The sequence below is a fragment of the Vibrio amylolyticus genome (assembly GCF_023145695.1).
GTDB lineage: Bacteria > Pseudomonadota > Gammaproteobacteria > Enterobacterales > Vibrionaceae > Vibrio > Vibrio amylolyticus.
The window spans coordinates 123,693-145,009 of sequence record NZ_JAJHVV010000002.1 but is presented as its reverse complement, the minus strand read 5'-3'; the positions used below and the strand labels follow the sequence as shown (position 1 = coordinate 145,009).

Annotated in this window: 18 protein-coding genes; 8 read left to right on the top strand and 10 right to left on the bottom strand. The window is 44.5% G+C overall.

Annotated elements, in window-relative coordinates:
* Positions 1 to 24 precede the first annotated feature (24 nt).
* From dksA to panC, 6 genes are all read left to right on the top strand, one after another.
* Entirely contained in the window at positions 25 to 471 is a 447-nt protein-coding gene (gene dksA / locus KP803_RS03675; protein WP_248007482.1) for an RNA polymerase-binding protein DksA, read from the top strand.
* Positions 472 to 554: 83 nt separating this feature from the next.
* Positions 555 to 1,430 (top strand): tRNA glutamyl-Q(34) synthetase GluQRS, encoded by an 876-nt coding sequence (gene gluQRS, locus KP803_RS03670; protein WP_248007758.1) that lies wholly within the window; start codon positions 555 to 557, stop codon positions 1,428 to 1,430.
* A gap of 102 nt (positions 1,431 to 1,532) precedes the next feature.
* The gene (gene pcnB / locus KP803_RS03665; RefSeq protein ID WP_248007481.1) at positions 1,533 to 2,879 is read left to right on the top strand and encodes a polynucleotide adenylyltransferase PcnB; all 1,347 of its coding nucleotides are present in this window, start codon (positions 1,533 to 1,535) and stop codon (positions 2,877 to 2,879) included.
* Positions 2,879 to 3,364, top strand: a complete 486-nt coding sequence (gene folK, locus KP803_RS03660) for a 2-amino-4-hydroxy-6-hydroxymethyldihydropteridine diphosphokinase (RefSeq protein WP_248007480.1) — start codon at positions 2,879 to 2,881, stop codon at positions 3,362 to 3,364. Before pcnB ends, folK begins: the two co-directional genes overlap by 1 nt.
* A 23-nt stretch (positions 3,365 to 3,387) precedes the next feature.
* Complete coding sequence (panB, locus tag KP803_RS03655; RefSeq protein ID WP_248007479.1) at positions 3,388 to 4,182, top strand: 3-methyl-2-oxobutanoate hydroxymethyltransferase; 795 nt, start codon at positions 3,388 to 3,390, stop codon at positions 4,180 to 4,182.
* Between the two features lie 12 nt (positions 4,183 to 4,194).
* Positions 4,195 to 5,097, top strand: coding sequence for a pantoate--beta-alanine ligase (gene panC / locus KP803_RS03650; protein ID WP_248007478.1), 903 nt, complete (start codon positions 4,195 to 4,197; stop codon positions 5,095 to 5,097).
* A gap of 87 nt (positions 5,098 to 5,184) precedes the next feature.
* Here the strand turns inward: panC and KP803_RS03645 are convergent, their stop codons facing one another.
* The 3 genes from KP803_RS03645 to KP803_RS03635 all read right to left on the bottom strand — a co-directional run bounded on the left by KP803_RS03645 (position 5,185) and on the right by KP803_RS03635 (position 8,722).
* Positions 5,185 to 5,955: an ABC transporter permease gene (locus KP803_RS03645; RefSeq protein ID WP_248007477.1), complete on the bottom strand. Its 771-nt coding sequence runs from the start codon at positions 5,953 to 5,955 to the stop codon at positions 5,185 to 5,187.
* 2 nt (positions 5,956 to 5,957) lie between these two features.
* The gene (locus KP803_RS03640; protein ID WP_248007476.1) at positions 5,958 to 6,881 is read right to left on the bottom strand and encodes an ABC transporter ATP-binding protein; all 924 of its coding nucleotides are present in this window, start codon (positions 6,879 to 6,881) and stop codon (positions 5,958 to 5,960) included.
* 170 nt (positions 6,882 to 7,051) lie between these two features.
* On the bottom strand, positions 7,052 to 8,722 hold the full coding sequence (locus KP803_RS03635) for a SulP family inorganic anion transporter (protein WP_248007475.1): 1,671 nt from the start codon (positions 8,720 to 8,722) through the stop codon (positions 7,052 to 7,054).
* 229 nt (positions 8,723 to 8,951) lie between these two features.
* Here KP803_RS03635 and can point away from each other — a divergent pair, with 229 nt between their 5' ends.
* Positions 8,952 to 9,617, top strand: coding sequence for a carbonate dehydratase (can, locus tag KP803_RS03630; protein ID WP_248007474.1), 666 nt, complete (start codon positions 8,952 to 8,954; stop codon positions 9,615 to 9,617).
* A gap of 73 nt (positions 9,618 to 9,690) precedes the next feature.
* On the opposite strand, the gene hpt is transcribed toward can, so the two are convergent.
* Positions 9,691 to 10,221, bottom strand: a complete 531-nt coding sequence (gene hpt / locus KP803_RS03625; protein WP_248007473.1) for a hypoxanthine phosphoribosyltransferase — start codon at positions 10,219 to 10,221, stop codon at positions 9,691 to 9,693.
* A gap of 336 nt (positions 10,222 to 10,557) precedes the next feature.
* On the opposite strand from hpt, the gene KP803_RS03620 reads away from it, so the two are divergent.
* Entirely contained in the window at positions 10,558 to 11,175 is a 618-nt protein-coding gene (locus KP803_RS03620; protein WP_248007472.1) for a LuxR/HapR/OpaR family quorum-sensing transcriptional regulator, read from the top strand.
* A gap of 62 nt (positions 11,176 to 11,237) precedes the next feature.
* On the opposite strand, the gene lpdA is transcribed toward KP803_RS03620, so the two are convergent.
* From lpdA to KP803_RS03590, 6 genes are all read right to left on the bottom strand, one after another.
* Positions 11,238 to 12,668 (bottom strand): dihydrolipoyl dehydrogenase, encoded by a 1,431-nt coding sequence (gene lpdA / locus KP803_RS03615; RefSeq protein ID WP_248007471.1) that lies wholly within the window; start codon positions 12,666 to 12,668, stop codon positions 11,238 to 11,240.
* 238 nt (positions 12,669 to 12,906) lie between these two features.
* A complete protein-coding gene (gene aceF, locus KP803_RS03610; protein WP_248007470.1) occupies positions 12,907 to 14,793 on the bottom strand; it encodes a pyruvate dehydrogenase complex dihydrolipoyllysine-residue acetyltransferase in 1,887 nt (628 codons plus the stop codon).
* A 30-nt stretch (positions 14,794 to 14,823) separates the two neighbouring features.
* Positions 14,824 to 17,487 (bottom strand): pyruvate dehydrogenase (acetyl-transferring), homodimeric type, encoded by a 2,664-nt coding sequence (aceE, locus tag KP803_RS03605; RefSeq protein ID WP_248007469.1) that lies wholly within the window; start codon positions 17,485 to 17,487, stop codon positions 14,824 to 14,826.
* A gap of 53 nt (positions 17,488 to 17,540) precedes the next feature.
* Positions 17,541 to 18,311 (bottom strand): pyruvate dehydrogenase complex transcriptional repressor PdhR, encoded by a 771-nt coding sequence (gene pdhR / locus KP803_RS03600; RefSeq protein ID WP_248007468.1) that lies wholly within the window; start codon positions 18,309 to 18,311, stop codon positions 17,541 to 17,543.
* A gap of 355 nt (positions 18,312 to 18,666) precedes the next feature.
* Positions 18,667 to 20,406, bottom strand: a complete 1,740-nt coding sequence (recJ, locus tag KP803_RS03595) for a single-stranded-DNA-specific exonuclease RecJ (protein ID WP_248007467.1) — start codon at positions 20,404 to 20,406, stop codon at positions 18,667 to 18,669.
* An 85-nt stretch (positions 20,407 to 20,491) separates the two neighbouring features.
* On the bottom strand, positions 20,492 to 21,316 hold the full coding sequence (locus KP803_RS03590; RefSeq protein ID WP_248007466.1) for a DsbC family protein: 825 nt from the start codon (positions 21,314 to 21,316) through the stop codon (positions 20,492 to 20,494).
* Position 21,317 lies beyond the last annotated feature (1 nt).

Genomic DNA, 21,317 nt, shown 5'->3' with positions numbered 1-21,317 from the left:
GACTAGGTGTTAAGGAGATGCTGCATGCCAGAATCAAAGAAAAAAGCGATAGGCATCCTAGCCATTGCAGGTGTTGAGCCTTACCAGGCTAAAACAGGTGAAGAGTACATGTCACCTGAGCAGGTAGCTCATTTTACAAAAATTTTAGACGCTTGGCGCAATCAGCTAAGAGTTGAAGTCGACCGTACTGTTCACCATATGCAGGATGAAGCTGCGAACTTCCCAGATCCTGTTGACCGCGCCTCTCAAGAAGAAGAGTTCAGCTTAGAGCTTCGTAATCGTGATCGCGAACGTCGCTTAATCAAAAAGATTGAAAAGACGCTAAACAAGATTGAAGAAGACGACTATGGCTTCTGTGAGTCTTGTGGTATCGAAATCGGCATTCGTCGCTTAGAAGCTCGTCCAACAGCAGACTTATGTATCGACTGTAAGACGCTTTCTGAAATCAAAGAGAAACAGATGCAAGGTTAATCCTGTTTTCTGTTACCAATGGTTTTAGATAAATAAATTGGGAGCTTATGCTCCCTTTTGTAGTTTTACAACAGGCGAATATCATGAGTTATGTCGGTCGTTTTGCCCCTTCTCCCTCTGGCCCTTTGCACTTTGGTTCTTTAGTGGCCGCGTTAGGGAGCTACTTCCAGGCAAAATCTCAACATGGCAAATGGTTAGTCAGAATGGAAGATCTCGACCCTCCTCGAGAAATGCCTGGGGCATCCGACTTGATTTTGGCCACACTAGAGGCTTATCACCTCCACTGGGATGACGAGGTTATCTATCAAAGCCAACGCCATCACTATTACCAAGATCAAATTGAACAGTGGATAGCCTCAAAAGAAGCCTATTACTGTCAATGTACGCGAAGGCAGATTAAACAATCTGGTGGCTTCTATCTTGGCACATGCCGTGATGCAGCATTAACACCTGAACAACCTTGCTCAGTTCGCTTTAAAGTGCCAACAGCCATTGATCATTTTATCGATCAAAAACACGGCCGAATAGCTATACCAAAGGCCTTGGCAGATGAAGATTTTATTATTAAACGTCGTGATGGGTTGTACGCATACAACTTAGCCGTAGTATTAGATGATATTGAACAAGGCGTGACTGAAGTCGTCCGTGGGGCTGATTTAATTGAACCTACAGGTCGACAAATTAACTTATATCATGCAATGAAGCAGCCAGAAGTGAGTTATCTTCACTTGCCTTTGGCACTTGATGAACATGGCAATAAGCTATCAAAACAAAACCATGCACCCGCATTGAATAATGAAGAGCCTATTGAGACTTTATTGTCCGCAATGACCTTTCTCGGTTTTGATATTGATGCGCATATTACCAGTGCAAACTTAGATGAAATCATTGCATGGGGATGTCAAAATTGGTCTTTGCAGCAGCTGCCAAATTCATTGGCTAGCACAGCAAGATTTTAAATTGACGCTCCTTAGGCTATTATTAGCCCCAAATTAGGCCTTACTAGGCAAATAATCACTTACTAAAGCAACCTTGGTTTAAGCCAAAATTGCCAGAAGCACATGAATAATAACGAATATACACCAAGCCAATTTCCAGAACTTGCATTGAATGTTCTTAAAAGAGAAGAGCATAATATTTCGCGTAAGCAGATCAGTGACAATGCTCTTAAGGTGCTATACCGACTCAATGGCGCTGGTTTTGAAGCTTACCTCGTTGGAGGTGGCGTAAGAGACTTGCTACTCGGTTTAGGACCAAAAGATTTTGACATCGCTACCAATGCGACGCCAGAACAGATCAAGCACCTGTTTAGAAACTGCCGCCTCATTGGCCGCCGTTTCCGTTTAGCGCACATTATGTTTGGTCGAGACATCATCGAGGTGGCGACGTTCCGTGGTCATCACCAAGAGCCAAGCAAAAATGTATCCGCTCAGTCAGATGAAGGCATGCTATTACGTGATAACGTCTACGGAAGTATCGATGAAGATGCCGAGCGTCGTGATTTCTCGATCAATGCAATGTATTACAACATTAGCGACTACAGCATCCACGATTATGCGGGTGGTGTAGAAGATCTCGAAGACAAACTGATTCGTTTGATTGGTGATCCTGAAGTTCGCTATCGTGAAGACCCGGTTCGCATGCTTCGAGCAATTCGATTCGCCGCTAAACTCGATTTTGATATCGAAGAAGATACCGCTGCACCTATTGAAGAACTTGCTCAGTTGCTACAAGGTATTCCATCAGCGCGTCTTTATGAAGAATCATTAAAACTTCTTCAATCTGGTTATGGGCTTGAAACCTATCACCTTATGCGTGAATACAACCTATTCCAGCAAATGTTCCCAACCATTGCTGAGCATTTTACAGAAGATTACTCATCGCCAACTGAACAGATGCTAGACCTTGTATTTGATTCAACCGATCTTCGTATTGAAGACGGTAAACGAATCAATCCAGCATTCATGTTTGCAGCGATGCTGTGGTATCCACTCAATACGCTGGCTGACAAGTTAATGGCAGAGCGTAAGTTGGGCCACTACGATGCCATCATGGAAGCGAGTAATATCATTCTTGATGCACAAGTGAAAACCATTGCGATTCCTCGCCGCCATACCGCAACCATTCGCGAAATCTGGCAACTGCAGTTGCGCCTTCCGAGACGCAATGGGAAACGCGCCTTTAGATTAATGGAGCTGAATAAGTTCCGTGCTGGTTTTGATTTCCTTGAAATGCGTGGTGAAGTCGAAGAGGGTGACACCAAGAAACTTGCAGACTGGTGGAATACATTCCAAAACGCAGGCCGTAATATGCGTCAGGCAATGACCGCTGACTTGGAAGACACGGGTTCAAAGACGCCTTATCGTCGTAGAAGAAATAACCGTAACAAAAAGAACAAGCCTTCATAATGGTCACGGTATATATAGCGATCGGCAGTAATCTTGCCGATCCTGTCGGTCAAGCGAACGGAGCGATTGAGGCACTGAAAAAACTGCCTAAGTCAACACTACTGAGCGTATCTTCGCTATACAGCAGTACTCCAATGGGCCCACAAGATCAGCCAGATTACATCAATGCGGTTGCTGCTGTTGAAACTCAATTAACGCCACTTGAACTGCTCGATTGCACTCAAACTATCGAACTAGAGCAAGGGCGAGTCCGTAAAGATGAACGCTGGGGTCCAAGGACCTTAGATTTAGACATCATTCTTTATGGCAATGACGTGATCGATTCCGAGCGTCTAATCGTTCCACACTATGGAATGAAAGAGCGTGAGTTCGTACTCTACCCGCTTGCTGAAATCGCACCAAATTTAACTCTCCCGGATGGGACTGAGCTACAAGATCTGCTTGAAAGCGTAGATCGGAATGGACTCAGCACTTGGCAATCTTAGCCAACGCCTTGTAAGGATAAATCATGAAAAAAATCACTATCAACGACCTAATCAAATGCAAACAAGAAGGTCGTAAATTCGCAACGTCTACTGCATACGATGCGAGTTTTGCCCAGCTGTTTGAAAGCCAAGAGATGCCGGTACTGCTCGTTGGTGACTCTCTAGGTATGGTTTTACAAGGTAAAAGTGACACGCTACCGGTCACCGTTGAAGATATTGCTTACCACACGCGCTGTGTACGAGCAGGAAGCCCTAACTGCTTATTAATGGCTGATATGCCATTCATGAGTTATGCGACGCCAGAGCAAGCGTGTGAGAGCGCAGCGAAGCTTATGCAGGCGGGCGCTAATATGGTCAAGATTGAAGGTGGGGACTGGTTGGTTGATACCGTGAAGATGTTGACCGAGCGCGCTGTTCCTGTTTGTGCTCACCTTGGCCTTACACCACAGTCGGTGAATATCTTCGGTGGCTACAAAGTACAAGGTCGCGATCAAGAAAACGCTGACCGCATGGTTAAGGACGCACTAGCACTACAAGAAGCTGGCGCACAAATCGTGTTACTTGAGTGCGTACCTGCTTCATTGGCTAAACGCATCACTGAAGTTTTAGATGTCCCTGTTATTGGTATTGGTGCGGGCAACGTAACTGACGGCCAAATTCTGGTTATGCATGATATGTTCGGTATTTCAGCTAATTACATGCCTAGGTTCTCAAAAGACTTCCTTGCTGAAACTGGTGACATGCGTACAGCTGTGGCTAAATATATTAGCGAAGTGGAAAGCGGTGCTTTCCCTGATGACGCACATACCATCGCCTAAGGGGTTTCGATTATGCATATTTTAGCCGAGATAGCGTTAGTTCGTGAACAGATCAAACAATACAAGCGTGACGGACGTACCGTCGCATTTGTCCCTACCATGGGAAACCTGCACGAAGGGCATATCACGTTAGTTAAAAAAGCGCGTGAACATGCTGATGTGGTTGTGGTGAGTATTTTTGTGAACCCGATGCAGTTTGAACGTGCTGATGATTTAACTAACTACCCTAGAACGCTGGAAGATGACATTGCAAAACTGACGGCAGAAGGCGTTGAAGTTGTTTTTACGCCAACTCCAGAAGTCATGTACCCACAAGGCTTAGACAAACAGTGCTTTGTTGAAGTTCCTGGGCTATCAAGCATGTTAGAAGGTGCTTCACGCCCTGGTCACTTCCGTGGTGTCGCAACCATTGTCACCAAGCTATTTAATATCGTTCAACCTGATTATGCATGCTTTGGTGAAAAAGATTTCCAACAGCTTGCTGTCATTCGTCAAATGACTACAGACTTAGCGCTAGACATTGAGATCGTCGGTGTTCCGACTGTGCGTGAAATGGATGGCTTAGCAATGAGCTCTCGCAACGGGTTACTCACCATTGATGAACGACAACGTGCGCCTGTTGTTGCTCGTACCATGCGTTGGGTTAGCAGTGCTATTCGTGGTGGACGTAATGATTACGACTCGCTCATTGAAGATGCCAGTGACCAACTTCGCGCGGCAGGCTTACAGCCGGATGAAATCTTTATTCGTGATGCAAGAAACCTACAGAATGTTACAGCTGACAGTACACAAACGGTTATCTTAATGTCAGCGTTTCTTGGTCAAGCGCGCTTGATCGATAATCAAGTGGTTGAATTAGTAACTGAGAGCAAAGAAGAAAACAGCGTAGAAACTCAGGCATCTGAATCAGAGTAACACCCACCGCCCGTTCATTTTCTAATACCCAATAAAAAGGTCGACGCACTGTCGACCTTTTTCTCTTTCAAACTCTACCTAATTAACCTAGCTACGAAGACCAATACCTCGGGTCACTAGATAGTGCGCAACGGCATATAATGCTAAAACAAACACAATCAGCACCGAGAATGAGCTCACGATATCCACATCGGACACACCCAAGAAACCATACCTAAACGCGTTTACCATATAAACAATTGGGTTGATTTTAGACACCGTCTGCCAAAATTCAGGCAACAGGCTAATTGAATAGAACACCCCGCCTAAATACGTTAATGGCGTTAAGATGAAGGTCGGAATAATTGAGATATCGTCAAACGTCTTAGCAAAAACAGCATTGATCAACCCGCCCAATGAGAATACGACTGAGGTCAAAAATACGGTTAATACAATAATACCCCAGTGTTCAACTTGAAGATCAACGAAAAACAGCGACACAACCGTCACAATCATTCCCACAAGAAGGCCACGTGTGACACCGCCCATCACAAAACCCGCAATGATGACGTAGTTAGGAACGGGGGCGACAAGCAACTCTTCAATGTTTTTTTGAAACTTCGCACTAAAGAATGATGACGCGACATTAGAGTAGGAGTTGGTGATCACTGACATCATAATTAGCCCGGGAACAATATATTCCATATAGCTAAAGCCGTTCATTTCACCAATTCTAGAACCAATAAGGCTACCAAAGATAATGAAGTAGAGCGTCATGGTGATCGCTGGCGGCACTAAGGTTTGCACCCAGATACGAGTGAATCGGTTGATCTCTTTAGTGACTAGGCTACAAAAAGCAGTCCAATAGATTTGATACATGGTTACTTCTCCTCAGCCTGATCTTTAACGATGCTAACAAACAGCTCTTCTAAACGGTTTGCTTTATTGCGCATAGAAAGCACTTTAATACCCTGCTCCGTTAACTGGGTAAACACGTGGTTCAAGCCCAGTGATTTCTCTAGTTCAATTTCTAAGGAACCATTAATCAGTTGCTGAGAATTAACACCATCAAGATCAGCAAGCGATTCAACCCCTTCTAAATCAAGAATAAACGTCTCGACATGGAGTTGGTTTAATAGGGCTTTCATGCTGGTATTTTCAATGAGTTCACCACGGTTGATGATGCCGATATTGCGACATAGCATTTCCGCTTCTTCTAAATAGTGCGTCGTTAGAATGATGGTGATCCCTTGCTCTTTATTAATCTGCTTGAGGAAATCCCACATTGAACGGCGTAATTCGATATCAACTCCAGCCGTAGGTTCATCTAGGATCAGCAGTTGAGGCTCATGCATTAATGCACGAGCAATCATTAAGCGACGCTTCATACCACCAGAAAGATTTCGGGCACGCTCACTGCGCTTTTCCCATAAATCGAGCTGGGAAAGGTACTTCTGTGCTCGCTCTTTTGCTAACGCTTTAGGAACTCCGTAATAACCCGCTTGCTGCAGTACAATTTGTTCAACGGTTTCAAATTGATTGAAGTTAAACTCTTGTGGCACCAATCCAAGGTTCTGCTTTGCAAGCTCTAAATCACTATCGATATCAAAACCAAAGACTTTCACTTTTCCAGAAGTCTTATTTACCAATGACGACACCACGCCTATCGTTGTCGATTTACCCGCCCCGTTTGGCCCGAGTAAGGCGTAAAAGTCCCCTTTCTCGACATTTAAGCTGATGCCTTTTAAAGCCTCAAACCCACCCGCGTATGTTTTTCGCAGCTGCTCAATTTCTAATGCGTACATAATATGACATTGCTCTTTTTCTATTTATGGCTAACAGATGACGCCGAAGAGGTTGTTTTTCAACCCACACGGAGCATTAAGTTAGAATAGGCTCAGTTTAGCAAATACAACGAATTAGGGCGCAGTAAATCCATTACTACGCCCTATAAAATACTAACGACTACATTCGTTTAGATAGTGTTGACTTGATGCTCGTCCGCTTGAACGTGCTTTAGTGCTGCTCTAAGGGCTTCGTATCGGAACGAGTAAGTATTACTGTCTGATACCAGTTCAAGCACATGGAACTTCTCTAGCTGATTGCGCGTCTGCTCATTAGGGCACAGCAGCAATACTTCACATTGAGCGTCTTGAGCATCTTTTATTGCGTTTTCTAAGGCAAGCCCAACGGTCACATCAATCATTGGCACATCGGTGAGATCTAAAATCATCACCTCATAGTCAGAAATACTACTGTGCTGACGAGAAATCGCTTTAGAAACACTAAAGATCATCGGCCCAGATAAGTAGAAGAAGAGAACCTTACCATTCGCTCTATCGAGCAGCCCACGCTCACTGTCTGTAAGTGGTACGTCATCCTCATCGGCATCGCTGATCGCTTTGACCGACCGAGCTTGTTCCCGGCTAAGGCGTTCAATAATGATGATATTGGAGATAAACACCCCGAGACCAACGGCAACAATCAAATCGACAAACACGGTCAACAGCATGACGCCATACATAATGCCCATGCCCGCAAAACTCACCTTGTGCGCGCGCTGAATAAAACTCCAATCTAGGATGTTAAACCCAACATAAACAGCAATACCGGCAAGTACCGCCATCGGGATAGGCTCAGTTAGCCCTCCCGCAACTAATACCACTAACATCAGCACGAGGGCACGAACCATCCCCGAGACGGGAGAGCGTGCTCCTACTTGAATATTGGTCACCGTTCCCATCGTTGCACCCGCACCCGGCAGTGCGCCAAATAGGCCAGAGATCATATTGGCCAGCCCCTGCCCTCTTAGCTCTTTATCTGAATCGTGCTCTTTACGTGTTAATGAATCGCCAATGACCGCCGTTAATAACGTATCGATGCAGCCCAAGGTTCCAAGCACTAGCGCGTCAATCACCATTTCGACAAACATTTCTGCATTGATATGAGGAATAACGAAAGAAGGTAGCCCTGCTGGAATCACGCCAATACGACGAATGTCTTCCATATTAAATAGCGCAACCGAAATAATCGTCACAGCGACAAGCGCAACGAGTTGGGCTGGAACATACTTTCTATATTGCTTAGGAAAGAAAAAGAGAATCGCGAGCGTTAATAACCCAAGAAACAGTTCGCTGAATTTTAGATTTTCAACCAGTTCAGGTAGCGCGTTTAAGGTGCCTATAACACCACCAGAGGGCGCAGCATGCCCCAGTAATGGTGATAGCTGTAAGATAATAAGAATGACACCAATACCTGACATGAAGCCAGAGATGACACTGTAGGGCATTAGCGTGATGTATTTACCAAGCTTTAATGTCCCAAGTAATATTTGAAACGCACCTGCCATCATCACAACAGTAAAGGTCATCGCCATACCCGTTTCTGGGTATTTCGCCATCATACTGGTTAACACGGCGGTCATGATCACCGTCATAGGCCCTGTAGGCTCAGAGATTAGGCTGGTTGAGCCGCCAAAAAGAGCAGCAAAAAAACCAACGAATATCGCACCCCATAAACCCGCTTCTGCGCCAGCCCCAGAAGCAACACCAAATGCCAATGCAAGCGGCAGTGAAATAATAGCGGTCGTGACCCCGCCAAATATGTCGCCTTTTAAGCGAACCTCTTCAAAACGATTCCCAAACAAAACTCAGCTCCCTGCTGATGAAAAAAACAAATCACATCACTGTATCAAATGTAATAACCATTTTTCACCTTTATTAACTTAAATCTTAGTTAACAATTTTTTGAGTGTATCGATAAGTGTGTGAATCTCTACGGAATAGCTCGTCAGAGGAGTACTTTAGTTACCATTTTTAACGAGATTGCATTTGTAACATTGTGTATAGTGTCGCCAGTTATATAAGGGAAGTCACATGCCAGAAATTAAGCAACTATTTGAGAACAACTCAAAATGGTCTGACTCAATCACGTCAGAGCGTCCAGAGTATTTCGCTAAACTAGAAGAAGGGCAGAATCCCGGTTTCTTATGGATTGGCTGCTCTGACAGTCGCGTTCCTGCCGAACGGTTAACCGGTCTCTACTCTGGAGAATTGTTTGTTCACCGTAACGTAGCTAATCAGGTCATCCACACCGATTTGAATTGCCTCTCGGTGGTTCAATACGCGGTAGACGTGCTTAAAGTGAAACACATCATTGTTTGCGGCCACTATGGCTGTGGCGGCGTGAACGCTGCTATTGATAACCCCCAACTTGGTCTTATCAACAACTGGCTACTGCATATCCGTGATTTATACCTTAAACATCGCAACTGGCTTGGTGATATGCCACGCGAGATGTGGGGTGATAAACTTTGCGAAATTAATGTGGCAGAGCAAGTCTATAACTTAGGTAACTCTACGGTATTACAAGGCGCCTGGGAGCGTGGCCAAGATGTCCAAATCCACGGTGTGGTCTACGGTATTGGTGATGGTAAGTTGCTCGATCTAGGCGTGCGATGCTCTAGCCGAGAAACGCTTGAAGTCTCTTACCAAGCGGCTATGTCTAAGATTCTTAGTAACGAAAACAAAGCCTCTTTATAAAACATACGCTTCATAAAAAACGCTCACCTATTTGTGAGCGTTTTTGTATCCATAGAAAAGAGCACTGACGGTTCTATTCTTGAGGAACGACTTTACCAATGAACGGTAAGTGACGGTATTTCTGAGCGTAATCGATACCCACACCAACCACAAACTCGTCAGGGATCGCAAAGCCAACCCACTTAGCATCCACTTCAATTTCACGCTTTACCGGCTTATCTAAAAGAGTACAAATCTCTATCGACTTAGGCTCACGTAGGCTCAAAATTTCAACAACCTTACTCAAGGTATTACCCGTATCGATGATATCTTCGACCAGAAGTACGTCCTTGCCTTTAATATCATCATCTAAATCTTTAAGAATACGAACATCACGGCTACTTTCCATTGTGTTGCCATAGCTAGACGCTGTCATAAAATCAACTTGATGAGTAATGTCGATAGCGCGTGCTAAATCAGCCATAAAGACAAATGAACCACGCAACAGGCCAACCATAACCAAGTCTTCACTGCCTTGGTAATGCTCAGTAATTTGCTTGCCTAGCTCTTTTACTCGCTCCTGAACTTCCTGCTCAGAAATCATAGGTTCTACTGTGTGTTTCATAACATTCTCAATTTGTCAGTGATTGTAGCCACTAGAGCCTTATTGTGCCGGTCTAATGCTTAATTTTGCCGCTATAGTACCACTCCTCCCTTCATGAGTTAAATTTTTCACCATTTGTCATTATTTCTCATTTATTAGAGGCTTTATAAAATTAAGCACATTGAATCTAATCACTATTCGCATTATTGACTAATATATAAGCATAAGGCATTGACGATTTTCATATGCACCATTACACTCATATTGCTAGATAAAATAACAAATAAGTCATTAGAGCAAAGACTCTAGGGCAAGTAAATCATAAAACAACACGTCAATTGGCAAGGAAAATTCTATATGGACTCAATAGCAAAAAGGCCGCGCACACGCCTGTCTCCGCAAAAACGAAAACTTCAATTAATGGAAATTGCATTAGAAGTATTTGCAAAACGGGGCATCGGACGAGGTGGACACGCTGATATCGCAGAGATTGCACAAGTCTCTGTGGCGACAGTATTCAACTACTTCCCTACCCGAGAAGATCTCGTTGATGATGTGCTTAACTACGTTGTACGTCAGTTCTCTAACTTTCTAACCGACAATATCGACTTAGATCTCCACGCAAAAGACAATCTAAAGAATGTGACTAGCGAGATGGTCAATCTGGTTATTCAAGATTGTAACTGGCTAAAAGTGTGGTTTGAGTGGAGTGCGTCGACTCGAGATGAAGTTTGGCCTTTGTTTGTCTCTTCAAATAAAACCAATCAGATGCTAGTAAAAAACATGTTCATTAACGCGATTAATCGCGATGAAGTGTGTAGCGACCATGACCCTGATCATCTCACTAACCTCTTCCACGGCATCTGTTACTCTCTCTTTGTACAGTCAAACCGACTTCAGAGTGAAGTGGCAATGGAACAGTTGACCAATAGCTACCTAGACATGCTGTGTATTTATACGCATGACAAAAAGTAAGCTGAACCAGAAAACAAAAAACCGCTGAACATTCAGCGGTTTTTTATTAGCTTGAAAAAGATTTATTTCTTCTTTTTCACTGCTTTCTTATTTGGAAGATCAGTAATCGAACCTTCAAATACTTCTGCAGCTAGACCAACCGACTCATGTAGAGTTGGGTGAGCGTGGATAGTTAGTGCGATATCTTCAGCGTCACAACCCATCTCGATAGCTAGACCGATTTCACCAAGAAGCTCACCACCGTTAGTACCGACAACAGCACCACCAATCACACGGTGAGTGTCTTTGTCGAAGATCATCTTCGTCATACCGTCAGCACAGTCAGAGGCAATTGCACGACCAGAAGCAGCCCAAGGGAACGTAGAAACTTCGTAGTTAATACCTTCTTCTTTCGCTTCTTTCTCAGTCTTACCTACCCAAGCAACTTCTGGCTCAGTGTACGCAATTGATGGAATTACTTTAGGGTCGAAGTAGTGCTTCTTACCAGAGATAACTTCAGCAGCTACGTGACCTTCATGCACACCTTTGTGAGCAAGCATTGGTTGACCAACAACATCACCGATCGCGTGGATGTGAGATACGTTAGTACGCATTTGCTTATCAACGTTGATGAAACCACGTTCGTCAACTTCGATACCCGCTTTCTCTGCATCGATAAGTGCGCCGTTTGGAACACGACCGATAGCAACAAGAACCGCGTCGTAACGCTCAGCTTCTGCAGGTGCTTTCTTGCCTTCCATTGAAACGTAGATACCGTCTTCTTTCGCTTCAACTGCTGTTACTTTTGTCTCAAGCATTAGCTTGAACTTGTTCTTAATACGCTTAGTGAAGACTTTAACGATGTCTTTATCCGCCGCTGGGATAACTTGATCAAACATCTCAACAACTTCAACTTTAGAGCCTAGAGAGTGGTAAACCGTACCCATCTCAAGACCGATGATACCGCCGCCCATGATAAGCAGTTTTTCTGGTACTTCGTTTAGCTCTAGTGCATCCGTAGAGTCCCAAATACGTGGGTCTTCATGCGGGATAAACGGAAGTTTGATTGGACGAGAACCTGCAGCAATGATTGCATTATCGAAGTTAACGGTTGTTGCTTCGCCTTCGCCTTCAACAAGAATACTGTTAGGACCTGTAAATTTACCAAAACCGTTAACCACTGTAACGTTACGCATCTTAGCCATACCGCCAAGACCACCAGTTAGTTGGTCTACAACTTTCTCTTTCCAGATACGGATCTTGCTGATGTCAGTCTGTGGCTCGCCGAATACAACGCCGTGCTCTGCCATCGCTTTTGCTTCTTCAATTACTTTAGATACGTGAAGAAGTGCTTTTGATGGAATACAACCAACGTTCAAACATACACCACCAAGTGTGCTGTAACGTTCAACTAAAACTGTTTCTAGACCTAAGTCTGCACAGCGGAATGCAGCTGAGTAACCAGCAGGACCTGAACCAAGTACAACAACTTGGGCTTTGATTTCTTTGCTCATTGTGACCTCTTGTAGTCATTATCCCTAACAGGCTAAGTAGGTATTCCTAAATATATGGACTTTCAAACGTGAAACATTTTACAGAGATGTTAACAGTGTGAAAGAAGCATTCAGTTAGCCTGTGAGCTAGACAACAATTCACCATCAGTTTATTAAGATTGATTGAAACTGTTATCTAATTATATGCGTTACGTAAAACAATTAAGGTGACCCGAAAGCCACCTTATTTTTGCGAATCTTACAGAACTAAACGGCGAATATCAGATAGCGCGCTGTTTAGGAATGTAATGAAGCGTGCACCTTCAGCGCCATCAATCACACGGTGATCGTATGAAAGAGAAAGTGGCAGTTGTAGGCGTGGCTGGAACTCTTTACCGTTCCATACAGGCTTCATCTCTGATTTAGACACACCAAGGATACCAACTTCTGGTGCATTTACGATAGGTGTAAATGCAGTACCGCCGATACCACCAAGGCTAGAGATTGTGAAACAACCACCTTGCATGTCTGCTGCAGTTAGCTTACCTGAACGTGCTTTCTTAGACACGACCATTAGCTCTTCAGAAAGCTCGTAAATGCCTTTCTTGTTCACGTCTTTGAAGACAGGAACAACCAGACCGTTTGGCGTATCTACTGCGATACCAACGTTCACGTACTTCTTAAGAATGATGCTTTCGCCATCTTCAGAAAGAGAAGAGTTAAACGCAGGGAATGCTTCTAACGCTTTTGCTACCGCTTTCATGATGAACACAAGAGGCGTGATCTTCATGCCAGTGTCTTTCTTAGCTTCAATTGCGTTCTGTTCTTTACGGAATGCTTCTAGCTCAGTGATGTCTGCGTTATCCCATTGTGTAACGTGAGGGATCATTACCCAGTTACGGTGTAGGTTAGCGCCAGAGATCTTCTTGATCTTAGAAAGCTTCTGAACTTCAGTTTCGCCGAACTTGCTGAAGTCCACTTTTGGCCATGGTAGTAGACCAAGAGCAGAGCCATCACCGCCTTTGCCAGATGCTGCAGCACCAGACTCTAGACGCTTAAGTGCATCTTTAACGTAAGACTGAACGTCTTCTTTCAAGATACGGCTCTTACGACCAGTACCTTTAACCTTAGAAAGGTTAACGCCAAATTCACGAGCAAGACGACGAACCACTGGAGAGGCGTGCGCGTAGTCACCGTTCTCTTGGAAGTCATTTGCTGCTGGAGCTGCCGCTTCTGCTTTAGGAGCAGGTGCTGCCGCCGGAGCTGCTGCTTGTGCTGGAGCCGCTACTGCCACAGGAGCTGCGCCTTCAACTACAAATGTCATGATAAGAGAGCCCGTTGACACTGTGTCGCCAGTGGCAATCTTGATTTCTTTTACCGTACCTGCGAATGGTGCTGGAACTTCCATTGAAGCTTTGTCACCTTCAACAGTAATTAGAGATTGCTCTTCTTCTACTGTATCGCCAACCGCTACCATGATTTCAGTAACTTCTACTTCATCGCCACCGATATCAGGAACGTTAACGTCTTTTTCAGCTGATGCTGCTGGAGCTGCTGCAACTGGTGCCGCCGCTGGAGCTGCTACAACTGGAGCGCCAGAACCTGCAACTTCAAATACCATCACTAGAGAACCCGTAGAAACAGAGTCGCCAGAAGCGATCTTGATTTCTTTAACAGTACCAGCAAATGGTGCAGGCACTTCCATTGAAGCTTTATCGCCTTCAACAGTTAAAAGAGATTGCTCTTCTTCAACAACATCACCGATAGCAACCATGATTTCAGTGACTTCAACTTCGTCACCACCGATATCAGGTACATGAACTTCTTTAAGTTCAGATGCCGCCGCTGCTGCAGGAGCAGCTACTGGAGCCGCTTCAACCGCAGGAGCAGGAGCAGCCGGTGCTGCTGCTGCACCTTCCGCTTCGAAGATCATGATAAGAGAGCCAGTAGACACTGAGTCGCCTTCAGAGATCTTGATTTCTTTAACGATACCCGCTTGAGACGCTGGTACTTCCATTGACGCTTTGTCGCCTTCAACAGTGATCAGTGACTGCTCTTCTTCAACCTTGTCGCCAACGTTGACTAGAATTTCAGTGACTTCAACTTCATCAGCACCAATGTCAGGAACATTAATTTCGATTGTCATTGTGTTTTCCTACCTTAATTAACGTAAGTCTTATGCGTATTGCGGGTTAGTTTTTTCAGTGTCGATACCGAACTTAGCAATTGCTTCAGTAACAACTGATTTCTCGATATCACCACGTTTAGCCAATTCAGTTAGCGCAGCAACAACAACGTAGCCAGCATTAACTTCAAAGTGACGACGTAGGTTTTCACGGCTATCTGAACGACCAAAACCATCAGTACCCAGTACTTTGTACGACTCAGCAGGAACGTAAGCACGTACTTGCTCTGCGTAGTTCTTCATGTAATCCGTCACTGCGATTGCAGGTTCGTTACCTAGAACAGTTGTAATGTAAGGTACTTTCTCTTCAGCTTCTGGGTGAAGCATATTGTCACGCTCTACCGCTTGACCGTCACGAGTTAGTTCATTGAATGACGTTACAGAGAATACGTCAGACGCTACGCCGTAATCTTCGCTCAGAATTTCAGCTGCTTTACGCGCTTCATTCATGATAGTACCAGAGCTCATTAGTTGAACTTTACCCTTAGTACCTGCGTGAGATTCAAGCTTGTAGATACCCTTACGAATGCCTTCTTCAGCGCCTTCTGGCATTGCTGGCATTGCGTAGTTCTCGTTCATTACTGTTAGGTAGTAGTAAACGTTCTCTTGCTCAGGACCGTACATGCGACGAATACCGTCTTGCATGATAACCGCTAGCTCGTAAGCAAACGTAGGGTCGTAAGAGATACAGTTAGGGATCGTGTTCGCTTGAATGTGCGAGTGACCATCTTCGTGCTGTAGACCTTCACCGTTAAGCGTTGTACGACCAGCTGTAGCACCTAGTAGGAAGCCACGAGCTTGTTGGTCACCTGCTAGCCATGCCATGTCACCAATACGTTGGAAACCGAACATTGAGTAGTAGATGTAGAATGGGATCATTGGTAGATCGTTGGTGCTGTATGAAGTCGCAGCTGCAACCCAAGACGCCATTGAACCTAGTTCGTTGATACCTTCTTGAAGAACTTGACCAGACGTCGCTTCTTTGTAGTAAGAAACAATGCCTTTATCTTCAGGTGTGTACTCTTGACCGTGCGGGTTGTAGATACCAACCTGACGGAACAAACCTTCCATACCGAACGTACGAGCTTCATCACAGATGATAGGAACGATGTTCTTACCAATGTTCTTATCTTTAAGCAGGATGTTCAGTGTACGAACGTATGCCATCGTCGTTGAGATTTCACGCTTTTGAGCACCAAGTAGCGGAGCGAATTCTTCTAGCTCAGGTACTTTGAATTCTTGAGTAAACTTAGGCAGACGAGCAGGCGTGTAACCGTGAAGTGCCTTACGACGAGCATGCATGTATTCATATTCAGCCGTACCTTCTTCTAATTTCAGGTAAGGAAGATCTGACAGCTTCTCATCTGAAAGAAGGTCTTCTAGGCCTAAGCGATCACGTAGATGTTGGATATGAGTCATATCCATTTTCTTAACACCGTGTGCAATGTTCTTGCCTTCAGCCGCATCACCCATGCCGTAACCTTTAACGGTTTTAGCTAGGATTACTGTTGGCTTACCGTTTGTTTCTTTAGCATTGTTGAATGCAGCAAACAGTTTAGAAGAATCGTGACCACCACGCTTAAGTGCGAAGATTTCGTCATCAGTCATGTCTGCAACGAGTGCAGCTGTTTCTGGGTACTTACCAAAGAAGTGCTCACGTACGTACGCGCCATCTTTAGATTTAAATGTCTGGTAGTCACCATCGATAGTTTCGTTCATTAGTTGAAGAAGCTTACCAGTGGTGTCTTTAGCTAGTAGAGAATCCCAGTTGCTACCCCAGATAACTTTAACAACGTTCCAACCTGCGCCTTTGAATAGGCCTTCAAGTTCTTGGATGATGCTACCGTTACCCATTACAGGGCCGTCTAGACGCTGTAGGTTACAGTTAATTAGGAAACATAAGTTGTCTAGCTTCTCACGCGCAGCGAAAGAGATAGCACCACGTGATTCTGGCTCATCCATCTCACCGTCACCTAGGAACGCGTATACGCGTTGCGCAGACGTTTCTTTTAGGCCACGACCGTCAAGGTACTTCAAGAAGCGCGCTTGATAGATAGCAGAAATTGGACCAAGACCCATAGAAACCGTTGGGAACTGCCAGAATTCAGGCATTAATTTAGGGTGTGGGTACGAAGGAATACCTTTGCCATCCACTTCTTGACGGAAGTTGTCTAGCTGCTCTTCAGTTAGGCGGCCTTCAACGAATGCACGAGAATAGATACCTGGAGAGATGTGACCTTGGTAATAAACCAGATCGCCACCGTCCGTCTCATTTGGAGCACGGAAGAAGTGGTTGAAACAAACTTCGTAGAATGCAGCTGCTGACTGGTAAGAAGCCATGTGACCACCAAGGTCTAGGTCTTTCTTAGAAGCACGCAGTACAATCATGATTGAGTTCCAGCGAATGATTGAACGAATACGACGTTCAAGAGTCACGTCACCTGGGTAGGCTGGCTCTTGTGCTGCTGGGATTGTGTTGATGTAGTTTGTGTTAATGCCTGTCGGCATATCTACACCATCTAAACGTGCTTTGTCTAAAACTTGCTCTAGTAAAAACTGAGCGCGTTCAACACCTTCTTCACGAACAACTGATTCAAGGGCTTCTAGCCAATCTTGAGTTTCCAGTGCGTCTACGTCATGCTTCATATCAGACATGGCGATCTATCCTTCTATTGGTTGGATTTTAGATAAACAGTCAAAGAGCCGTACTAAGACGACTCCTTGCCTTGTTGGATTCTGCGTAAAGAACGTTCTCTTCTAGATTCTTCACGCGTCAGGTCCAACAATGTTTCTTCAATATAAGCTAAATGTGAGTGTGACATTTCTCGCGCCTGTTCAGGCTGACCAGAAACAATCGCATCCACAATATTTGCTCTGTGTTTGCTGACTTTTTCCACCACGTCATCGCGGCGATGTAACAACTTTAAATTCTGTAAAATATTCTGCTCAAGCAGCGGGGCTAAGCTGCGAACAATATGTAGAAGCACAACATTGTGAGCTGCTTCTGTCAGTGCCACTAAGAACTTCATAACCGCACTGGCTTCAGCTTCTACATTTTTATCTTTTTGCTCTTCGCCTATTTCAATCAAACAAGCTTGGATTCGAGCGAAGTCTTCATCCGTTCCACGCAGTGCGGCAAAGTAGGCCGAGATACCTTCCATCGCATGGCGAGACTCAAGAAGATCAAGCTGCGTTTCAGAGTGGCTCGACAATAAATTTAGCAGAGGATCTGAAAAACTCTTCCAAATATTCTCACTGACGAACGTACCGCCGCCTTGGCGACGAGTGAGTAATTTTTTTGCTTCTAGACGCTGAATAGCTTCCCTGATTGAAGGGCGCGATACGTCAAACTGTTTAGCAAGCTCGCGCTCTGGTGGTAGTTGCTGACCTGGCGCTAGGGTGCCTTCCACGATCAGTTGCTCAAGCTCCTGCTCAATAACATCAGAAAGTTTAGGCTGACGAATCCTTTGATAAGCCATATCGATTGCTCTTCTCGCTTCAGCGTAAATTGGTATTACCAATTATTGTTGGGCAAGAAATTAACATATGAAAAACCACACTGTCCAGTGATTTGTTGATTCAAATCAATAAACACAGCGCCTCGTAACAAAAAAACAACTAATAATATTTATTTAATAAACCTATCCAAACAATATTGGTAAGACCAATTACAGTAGGGATACATTTAATTCGTAAGTAAAAATAACACAAGGTGTTGATTTTATTGATTTACATCAACAAAAAGAGAAGTAAGTAAAGATTTTAGTAGGAAAGGAGGCTGATTAAAAAAAAGCCAGAACATTACTGAGAATGATTCTGGCGTTCTTCGTAAAGCTAAATTGTATCAAGGTGTTCAATCATCAACTGTAGTGATTGGTTGCCTCTGAATTCATTGATATCAAGTTTAAAAGCAAGTCGTACATTCTTAGTCGATGCATCAGGCCAACGCCTTAAATCCACATTGAACGCAATCCCGTCAATCATAATGTTCGTCGGGTGACCTTTATGCAAAGGCTCTAGCATTAACTTTAAATGTTTTTCACCGACCAATTTTTGATGAAGGATTTTAAATTCACCATCAAAAACAGGCTCAGGAAACGCTTGCCCCCATGGCCCACCCGCACGTAACAGTTCAGCAGTATGCATAGAGAACTGCTCTGGTAGTAGCTCCCCATCCGACAACACCACGCCTTTAAGTGCGTTATCATCCAATTCTTGCCTAACAACCTGATCAAACAAGCTGGAGAACGCCTCAAAATCAGACTCTTTGATGCTTAATCCCGCTGCCATTGCGTGACCACCAAACTTGGCAATCAACCCTGGGTTTTGAGTATCAATTCGATCGAGTGCATCTCTCATATGAAGACCAGGGATAGAACGACACGAACCTTTGATCATCCCTTCTCCACCGTCGGCAAATGCAATAACTGGACGATGAAATTTCTCTTTTATGCGAGAGGCTAAAATACCAATTACGCCTTGATGCCAATCACGTTGAAACAGGACAAGTCCATGAGGAAGTTCACCATTATCGCCAAACTGTAAGCGCTCACAAAACGCCATCGCTTCCTGTTTCATGCCCTCTTCAATTTCTTTGCGCGTTTGATTTAGACCATCAAGCTCACTCGCCATTCGACGTGCTGCATGGATGTTATTACTCATTAAAAGCTCAACACCAAACGACATGTCATCTAAACGCCCAGCTGCGTTAATTCGAGGGCCCAACGCAAAACCAAAATCGGTCGCAACTAGTCGATGTGCGTCTTTTTTCGCCACTTCAATCAGAGCTTGAATTCCCGGCCTCGCTTTACCTGCTCGTATACGTTGCAAACCTTGATGAACCAAAATACGGTTATTTTCATCTAAAGCCACCACATCAGCGACCGTACCAAGGGCAACCAAATCAATCAGTTCCATCAGCTTTGGTTCAGTCATACTGTTTGAGCTAAACCAATCAACTTTACGCATATGGACACACAGGGCCATCATCAAATAAAACGCAACCCCCACGCCAGCCAACGATTTGGACGGAAACTCACACGACTCTAAGTTAGGGTTCACCATCGCATCCGCAATCGGCAATTCGTGACCCGGTAAGTGATGGTCCGTCACAATGACCGTTAGCCCTTTCTCTTTGGCATAACGAACCCCATCAATAGAAGAGACGCCATTATCAACGGTCATGATCACTTGTGCACCAATAGCAATGGCTTGATCCACCACCTCAGGGCTTAACCCATAGCCATCTTCAAAGCGGTTAGGGACAAGGTAATCAACATTGCTACTGCCTAGCATACGAAGTGCCAATACAGAGAGCGCAGAACTTGTGGCGCCATCCGCATCAAAATCGCCGACGACAATAATGCGTTGATTATTAGTTACCGCACTAAATAACAGCTCAACCGCTTGTTGAATCCCATCAAGCTTTTGATAAGAGTGCAACGATCGTGAGGTTTTATCTAGCTGTTGAGCAGAACGAATACCTCGACTCAAATAGATACGCTTCAATAAAGGATCAATGGGCTCAGAAAGAAGGGAAAGATCCACATCAGGACGACGACGGATTTCTATCATGGATAAGTACCTAGCAGGCGAAAATTCGCCTGCTTCCTTGTTCTATGTTGTATGGCTTAACGTTGAGACTGGTGGCACGATATCGCTACTTTACAAGCTGCTCAATCAGTTTCGCTGGCGGAAGATAACCACCAATCATTTCGCCACTTGGTAAGAATATAGACGGCGTGCCACTAATGCCTAGAGATTTGCCTAATATAAAGTGCTCTTTTACGGTCTGTTGGCACTGAGCAAAATCACCACTTTGTTCTGGGAACTTACGGTTAACTTTCGCATCATGCATCGCTGTTTGTTGATCGTCAGCACACCAAATTGCCGCCATTTGATCAGCAACATCAGATTCAGCGCCCGCACGAGGATAAGCAAGGTATCGCACTGTAATGCCTAACGCATTATAGCCACTCATCTGATTGTGTAAGCGAACACAATATCCACACGTAATATCAGTAAAAACAGTGACCACATACTTCTCATCATCCGCCTTAAACTCAATCACAGAATCACTCATTGTCTCAAGGCGTTCAGCGTTAAGAGGAGCCTGACGCTGGGCAAGTACATCGATATAGCCACCTTTCTCTTGATGCTGATACAGCGTACCTGACATGAAATACTCACCATCGACAGAAGAGTATAAAATCCCGCCACTGGTCTGTACTTCAAACAAGCCTTCCATCGGCGTTGGCAAGATATCTAGCACCGTTAGATTCAACTTGGCAAAATTTGCTTTGATCTTCTGTGTCGACTCTTCACTCACCTGCTGAATCGACGGGTGCGCCTCTACAGTCTGCTCAACTTGAGTCGTATCTTCTTGAATGGAATCTATGCTTTCGACCTTAACAGTCTCTTCTGCGTTACAAGCCACAATAAAGAATGGCAGTGTCAATAACGTTAGTCGGCGTAATACGCTCATT